The organism is Lutibacter sp. B1 (assembly GCF_012524075.1).
Classification (GTDB): domain Bacteria; phylum Bacteroidota; class Bacteroidia; order Flavobacteriales; family Flavobacteriaceae; genus Lutibacter.
The window spans coordinates 1-7,598 of the sequence record NZ_JAAZUI010000039.1; the positions used below are offsets into that span (position 1 = coordinate 1).

Consider the following 7,598-nt stretch of genomic DNA (forward strand, 5'->3'; position numbering starts at 1 on the left):
TTTAGTATTAATTATAAAAAGAAAATGAAATATCTAAAAAATCATTCATTGATGAATTTTTCAGTTTAGTAGAAAAGATGAAAAGCAACTAGAACAATCTAAAAATCATTCAAACGAGTTCGTTTTTATCGGTTTAGTAGAAAATTAGCTTAAAAACCTAAAAATAAGGGAAAAACTCGTACGTTTAGAAAATCTATTCAAATTTAACGGATTCAACTCATTAAATTTCTCAATTTAGCAGAATGATAAAATAGGAGAGAAGAGTTCTCAGAGAATTTTCAGTTGAAACAGAATTTTAGCTTTGGAAGAAAAATAAATTAAAAACTTATTCCGGAATAATGCCCAAAATCAGAATATTTTCAGCTTTAGTAAATCATTATTTTTGAAAGAAAATTTCTCTGCCAAGTTCCAATCTCGTTATTTTAGGCAACGGCTTAGGCTATGTTTTCGTTGCGGGAAAATCAGTGAAGATTTTTCCGCCATAGCAATTCATAGTTTAAAGATAAGGATTTTTTCTTTTGAAAAAATCCGAAGCAATGAAATATAGCCATTGTTGTGCGTAGTTTTTTAATCAAAAAATGTTCTTCTCAAAATACTTTTAAAATCGTCTTTTGGTTTTGCATAAGTTATTAAGTTCAATTCTTCTATTCTAAATTTCACTGCTGTTTTACTAATTCCAAAATAATCTGAAAGGTAATCTACGGTTTTATAATAATCTTGTTTGTTTATTTTTTGTTCATCCAAATAAATATGTTCTGGGCGACTTATTCCAATACTTTTACGAAAAGCTATTAAATGTGGTAAAAAAAGAACTTTTGGTAAGAATAAAGATGTTGAAAATTTATTAGCTTGCCATTCTATCCAATTTTTATCATTTACTAAATTAAATCTATCGGTAAAAAAATCATATTCAGAATCTGCAAAATCATTATATCTTTCTTGGTTTACTTTTAAATTACTATGAAGAAAGAAATGACCTAATTCATGACCTAATACAAAAGGAAATTTCTCTGATTCTAATATAGATTTATCAATAAATATAGTTTTATTTTCAAGATCGAAAAACCCTTCAATTTTTTTTCCATTTACTGTTTTTAAATTTTGTGTAAAGTCAAATTTTAAATTGTATTCCGATTTTAAATGTTCAATAAAATCTTCAATTTTAATTGACGAATAGAGATCATTGTATTTTTGTAGTATTGGTAAAGCTAGGTTTTCAATTTGACTTGCAGATAACTTTTTTAAACCTTTAACTTTTTTTATACCTAAAGTCTTCTTGATGAATTTATAGAAGATATCCTCTAAATTATTTTTGTTTTCTTTCGTGTCATTTTTATCAGTTCTATGAAGTATTATTGAATGATTATCATTGTTGTCAACTTCAATCAACATCATTCTTTTATTCTTTGCAAAAGTTATTCCACCAGATTGAAATTTACTATCAGTAATCATAACGCCTTTTACTCCACCTCCAGCAACTTGATTAATTTTTGTATTAAACTCTTCAACATCATCTACAGGTACATAGTTTCCAGAAGGTGAACTTTTACACTCAATTAAAAAGAGTAAAGTATATCGTTCGGCATTTTCTGGCCATATTTCTATTGATAAATCAAATATTATTTCTTTTTCTCTGTCTTTTGAATAATAGCCTATTTTTCTTTGAACTTTAGCTGTATTTTTTAAAATTCCCAATTCTCCATTCTCAATTGCTTTTTCAATCAAGTAATAGGATTTATCCTCAAATTTATCTCCAATTTTTACAGTGTTCATTTAATATTTCTGTATTTATTAAATTACGCACAACGAGTTTTTATATGATTTGTGCGACTGGAAAATCGGAGATTTTTCTGCCGTAGCAAATCGTTTGTTGAATGTTTGTCGTTTGTGTTAGTTCAAATGTAAGCATAAATTATATGAGGTGTTGTACAACGTTTTTTCATCCGACTGTTCTTAAAATGTAAAATCTTTGAATAATATTATTCTCGTTATCAAACTCAATCAAATAATATCCTTTTCTTGGATGAAAAACGATTCTTTCATCAACTTTCTCATCAACGATGATATATTCTATATTTATCAAATTATCAGCTTTCTCAGAGAATCTTAATAAAATCTTTTTACTCGTTTCATAATTGTGCTCAGAATCTATATTGTCAAAGTTTAATCCGTAAGGTGAAAACTCATTTATAGAATCTCTTTTATTAATAAATTTTTCAAACTCTAAATCAGTTAAATTTTGGTATTTTTTATAAAATTCTGTTTTAGTTAAAGTTTGTTTAGGGTATTTACTCAAACTTAAAAACTCAATCGTTTTTATAGGTTCAAATATTAATTCTGAAGAGTTTTTTAAATCAGGGAAATAATTCTTTAATCTATTTGTGAAAATAGAATCATTAGAAATGTATTTGGTTAATCTCTCAATATTTTCTTTGGTCAATTTTCCCGTTTTATTCTCAGTTGTTGAATTTGTCGTTTTACAAGAGAATAATCCTAAAATTATAATTCCGAGCAATATGTAATTTATCTTTTTCAATTTTCAATCGTAATGTTGTACAACGGTTTAGGCTATGTTGTCGTTGTGGAAAAATCGGCAAGATTTTTCCGCCATAGCGATTATGTTAGTAAATATACGAGGATTTTCTGAAAAAGAAAATCCGCCACAATGCAATATAGCCATTGTTAGCATATTTAGCGACACGTTCTGCTGAGCATTGAATTTTTCTATTATCTGAAATTTATCAAACATACTAATTTTTCTCATTTAGCTTTTTCTCCGTTGTTATTTTCACGTTTTACAGGAAAAACTTTGAAATTTCTCAGTTTATTGCAATTACTCATTTTAAAGATATTCGGATTCGTTGCTCAAAATCTTAACCGTTTCAATGCTCAATTCCGGTAGAGTGGAAGTCAATCTGGAATTTTTCAGGTTTGTACATATTTTTCATTCAAAGCAAATTCATTCCGATTCAATTCTCATACTTTTTTGAGTATAAATCACTCAGAAATTTCTCGGTTTAGTACAATTTTTTCAGTAAAAACTCAATTCTTTCCGTTTTCATTGCTCAACTCTGACCGTTACAATTTTCACTCCGAAATATTGCTAAAAATCATAGTTTTCAATTAAGTTTTTCAACTTTAGTTTTTCTGACCAAAACTCAGCCGAGCTATTTATGCTAACGGGTTTGTATAAGATTTGTGCGACTGAAAAATCGGAGATTTTTCGGACGAAACAAATCGGTTTATTGCAATTTTTTTGTTTTCAATTTTGTACTAATTTAAGCATAAATTTTATACGGTGTTGCCCACTGTTATTTTTCGTTTCTAATTTTTTCTTTTTTAATCGGAGAATAATCTGTTTTTAAAGTATCACTTACAATAATTTTTTCAAAATAGCATTTAATTCCAATTGCGTTATTTATATTTTCTTGATTTTGTATATGAAAATGTAAATGTGGCTCAGTTGAATTTCCTGAGTTTCCACAAAGTCCTAATATTTCTCCTTTAATAATTTTCTGTCCTTGTTTAACTTTGATTGAGTTTTGTTTTAAATGGGCGAAATACAAAAATTCATTATTCTCTGTTTTTAGGATAATACTGTTTCCTGGTGCATAATAAGGATTTAATTCACTCGGTTTATTGTCTTTTATTCCATCAATGACTGAAATAATCATTCCATTACAAGGTGCAATAATTTTTTTACCAAAAGCATAGAAATTTTCATTTTTATTTCTGTCAGTTTTGAATGATTTTCCATATTTATCAGTGATAATAAAATCGAAAGCATTTTTTTGAGCTTTATTTTTAATATGATAATTGAATTTTTCAGAATCTCCTCCCCAAACTACTGTCCATTCTCCATTAAATGGAAGAATTAAATCAGTTTTATTTCTCTCAATTTGGGCAAATATTGAAAATGAAGTTTGAAGTAAAATTAATCCGATTAGAATCTTTCTCATAAATAGTGGGCAACGGGTTTTTATATGATTTGTGCGACTGGAAAATCGGAGATTTTTCGGACGTAGCAAATCGTTTGTTGAATGTTTGTCGTTTGTACTAGTTCAAATTTAAGCATAAATTATATGAGGTGTTGCCTTTTAGTTGCTTTTCAATCATTTTGTTAATCATTTTTCTATTCAATTTTTTTTCATTCTGCGTTCTGCTTTTCAAACTCGTTTTGTTACTCAAATCATTAATTTCTCATATTGTTAGAATTAATCGTTTTATAGACTTTTCGGCAGTCAGAGAATCAATTATAACCACTTTCATTGCTCAAATCAGAATATTACTCGAAATATTATTCCAATCACTAATAATACTCCGTAAATGATATTCCACCAATAATAAAAGGAATCAGTTTTTTTATTCAATTTAATAAATCGTCTTTTATTATGAATTTTAAAATATTGAGAAAACATAAAACTTATAAAAGCTGAAAAAATTATTATTGTAAAACAAGCTCTTAAAGTACTTTCAACATTATAATCATAATAGTAATAATGAAAAGCTAATGAAATCATTGTCAGAATAATTACTATTCTAAATTTATCTTTAATATTCATTTCAATTTATCATTATAGTTTTCATCCGCAATTAAAGGCAACGGTTTAGGCTAGGGTTTCGGCGTGGAAAATGTTGGAGACTTTTCCGCTGATGAAACTTAGCCTAATAAAAGTACACCAAACTTTTGATTTAACAAAAAAGCCACGCTGAACTTTAGCCATTGTTGCCCACAGTTTTTTTATTCAGATTCGTAATTTTCAACTGTTTTTAAAAGCTCTTTTTCAAATCTGTATATTTCATCTATTGACTCAATCGACTCTTTAATTTCTTTTTTATTCTCGTCAAATAGACTAATATATTTCTTTCCTCCATTTAAGTGAAGTCGGCAAATTGGTTTTCTGTTATTATCGTCTAATAATATTCCAAAATATGATTGTGTATCTCTGTGTACAATTCTCTCTTTTGGTAGATTACGTCTTAAAATTGCAACAACAATTTGGAAAGCTTCTAATTCTTCCTCTGTTGTGATAACATTTGTTTTAGTATCTTCCTCGATAATTTCCTCTTGTTGTTTTTCAGTTTCTTTGTTTAATGCAGAAGTTAATCTATCATTCACCTTTTCACTTATATATTGATTTGTTGCTTTTAGAACTAATTCCTTGAATTGTTCCATAACTTTTTCTGTTAATCTTCCAGAATAAACAGGATTTGCAAAATGTCTTACAAACTCTGCTGATGGTTCTTGAAATTCTTTGTCTAGAATTTTCTTTATTTCTTTCGTGTATTTTAATGAACTTGCATTATCAACAATTTTATTTACATCAAAATTTGATTTATGAAACTTTGCAATTTCGTTAATTGTTGATTCTTTAATATTACAAACATTGAATTCAAGAAATGGTTTTTCGTCCATTTTATTTGACTCTTCTAAATCTGAATAAAATTTATATTCAATTCCGTTTGTTAAAAGAGCAAATCTTGTTTTGGTTACGTGAAAATATCTAAATAGTTGTGAATTGTGAACGTTTAAATCTTCTTTCCAATTTTTGCACTCAATTATTAAAATAGGTTCTCCATTTTGGAATATTGCATAATCGACTTTTTCTCCTTTTTTAAGTCCTAAATCTGCTGTAAATTCAGGTATTACCTCAGTTGGATCAAAAAGGTCGTAACCTAAAATGTTGATAAAAGGCATAATGAAGGCATTTTTCGTAGCTTCTTCAGTTCCAATTTTTTCCTTCATTTGCACGATTTTGTCGGCTAATGCTTTCAGTTTGTTTTGTAATTCCATAGTTTCTCTTTTTATAATTTTATTTTTTTCGTAATTGTGGGCAACGGGTTTTTATAAGATTTGTGCGACTGAGAAATCGTAGATTTTTCGGACGTAGCAAATCGTTAGATGAATGTTTGTCGGTTCGTTATTTAGTTTAAATTTAAGCATAAATTTTATGAGTTGTTAGCACCAGTTATTATCCAATTAATAATCTTTTTGTCAATTCGGAAATCGTACTTACAAAAATCTCTTTTATAATTGGTAATCCGATTTTCTGTGCTTTTGCCCAAAATTTTGAAAGTCTTTTTATTATTTTCTGTTTACTTTCTTTCGTTAGTGCTGTTTTAATTATTTCAGCTTCTAATTCTAATTCGGTAATTTCAAGTTTCTCATTTTCAGATTTCCCATTTTTTAAAACAGCTAATTTTTCTTTTGATTTATCTAAATAGTTTTCAAGAAATATTTGTTGTTCTAAATTAAAAGACGAAAACTCAGCATCTTCATCAACAAGTTTGAATTTTTCAATAAATCTCTCTTTATTTGCTTTAATTATTGGGTCTTCATATTCAATTTTAGAATATTGATCTAAAATTGTTATCCATTTTTTGAAATAAGTATTAATATTCGTTACATCACCCGATACTCTAACTAATTCTAGGTCTTGAGCATTTCTAGGTTTAAATTCTATACTAACTATTGATTTATTATTTTGTACTTCAAAATCTTGAATTTCGAAATAAAAATCAGACTCAGTGTCAGAATCAATAAATTTCATTAAAGATTCTTTAGTTTCTGTTATTTGATATAAATCATTTGACTCTTTAATGTAAGGCTCAACTATTTGTAAAACAACAAGAGGTATTTCTTTTTTCTTTTTCATTTTTTCAGCGTAATTGGTGCTAACGAGTTTTTATATGATTTGTGCGACTGGAAAATCGGAGATTTTTCGGTTGTAGCAAATCGTTTGTTGAATGTTTGTCGTTAATATTAGTTCAAATTTAAGCATAAATTATATGAGGTGTTGCAAAATGTTATTTTTTAATCGTGTTAATCTATTTTCTTAAATTGTACTGTTTGAACTTTTAAATCTCTGTAATTTTGATAAAATCTGGAATTTGTCAATTTAGTTTTAATTTGTCTTAAAAACTTTCCCGGTTCAATTCTCAAATCGTGCGTTTTAATGATTTTTTCCAATTTCATTGCTCAATCCCGATTCAATTATTAAAATCTGAGATTTGTCAATTTAGTTTTATTTTGTCTTAAAAACTTTTTCCGTTTCAATTCTTAAATCGTGCGTTTTAATAAGTTTTTCCAATTTCATTGCTCAATTCCGATTCAATTATTAAAATCTGGAATTTGTCAATTTTGTTTAATTTGTCTTAAAAACTTTTTCCGATTTCATTGCTCAAATCCGCAATTGTGCTAAAATCTAACCGATTCAATTCTCAATCCGATAGAGTAGAAGTCAAACTGAAGTTTGTCGAGCTACAAAAATTTTACTTTTAAAGAACTTTTATCGTGCAAAACGTAATTTCGGTAATATTTTGCAACGGTTTAGGCTATGTTGTCGTTGTGGAAAAATCGGCAAGATTTTTCCGCCACAGCAATTAGCTTAGTAAATATACGAGGATTTTGTGAAAAAGAAAATCCGCCACAATGCAATATAGCCATTGTTGGCAACTGGCTTTTATTCAATTCTTTCAATCTTTATTGGATTTTGTCGAGAATCAAAAATATCATTAATTTCAATCCGTTTTTCACTCTTATTTATCCAATAAATTATTTTGTAATTTTTATAAACTAAATATCTGAATTCATTTGG

General features: G+C 27.5%; 6 protein-coding genes. All 6 read right to left on the reverse strand.

Annotated elements, in window-relative coordinates; translation table 11 throughout:
* Positions 1 to 567: 567 nt before the first annotated feature.
* The 6 genes from HGB55_RS14250 to HGB55_RS14275 all read right to left on the reverse strand — a co-directional run bounded on the left by HGB55_RS14250 (position 568) and on the right by HGB55_RS14275 (position 6,656).
* Complete coding sequence (locus HGB55_RS14250; RefSeq protein WP_168817640.1) at positions 568 to 1,773, reverse strand: ImmA/IrrE family metallo-endopeptidase; 1,206 nt, start codon at positions 1,771 to 1,773, stop codon at positions 568 to 570.
* Positions 1,774 to 1,939: 166 nt separating this feature from the next.
* On the reverse strand, positions 1,940 to 2,536 hold the full coding sequence (locus HGB55_RS14255; protein ID WP_168817642.1) for a hypothetical protein: 597 nt from the start codon (positions 2,534 to 2,536) through the stop codon (positions 1,940 to 1,942).
* A 27-nt stretch (positions 2,537 to 2,563) separates the two neighbouring features.
* Positions 2,564 to 2,764 (reverse strand): hypothetical protein, encoded by a 201-nt coding sequence (locus tag HGB55_RS14260; protein WP_168817644.1) that lies wholly within the window; start codon positions 2,762 to 2,764, stop codon positions 2,564 to 2,566.
* Positions 2,765 to 3,311: 547 nt separating this feature from the next.
* Positions 3,312 to 3,959: a M23 family metallopeptidase gene (locus tag HGB55_RS14265; RefSeq protein ID WP_168817646.1), complete on the reverse strand. Its 648-nt coding sequence runs from the start codon at positions 3,957 to 3,959 to the stop codon at positions 3,312 to 3,314.
* A 782-nt stretch (positions 3,960 to 4,741) separates the two neighbouring features.
* A complete protein-coding gene (locus HGB55_RS14270; protein WP_168817648.1) occupies positions 4,742 to 5,794 on the reverse strand; it encodes a type I restriction endonuclease in 1,053 nt (350 codons plus the stop codon).
* Between the two features lie 178 nt (positions 5,795 to 5,972).
* A complete protein-coding gene (locus HGB55_RS14275) occupies positions 5,973 to 6,656 on the reverse strand; it encodes a hypothetical protein (RefSeq protein ID WP_168817650.1) in 684 nt (227 codons plus the stop codon).
* Positions 6,657 to 7,598 lie beyond the last annotated feature (942 nt).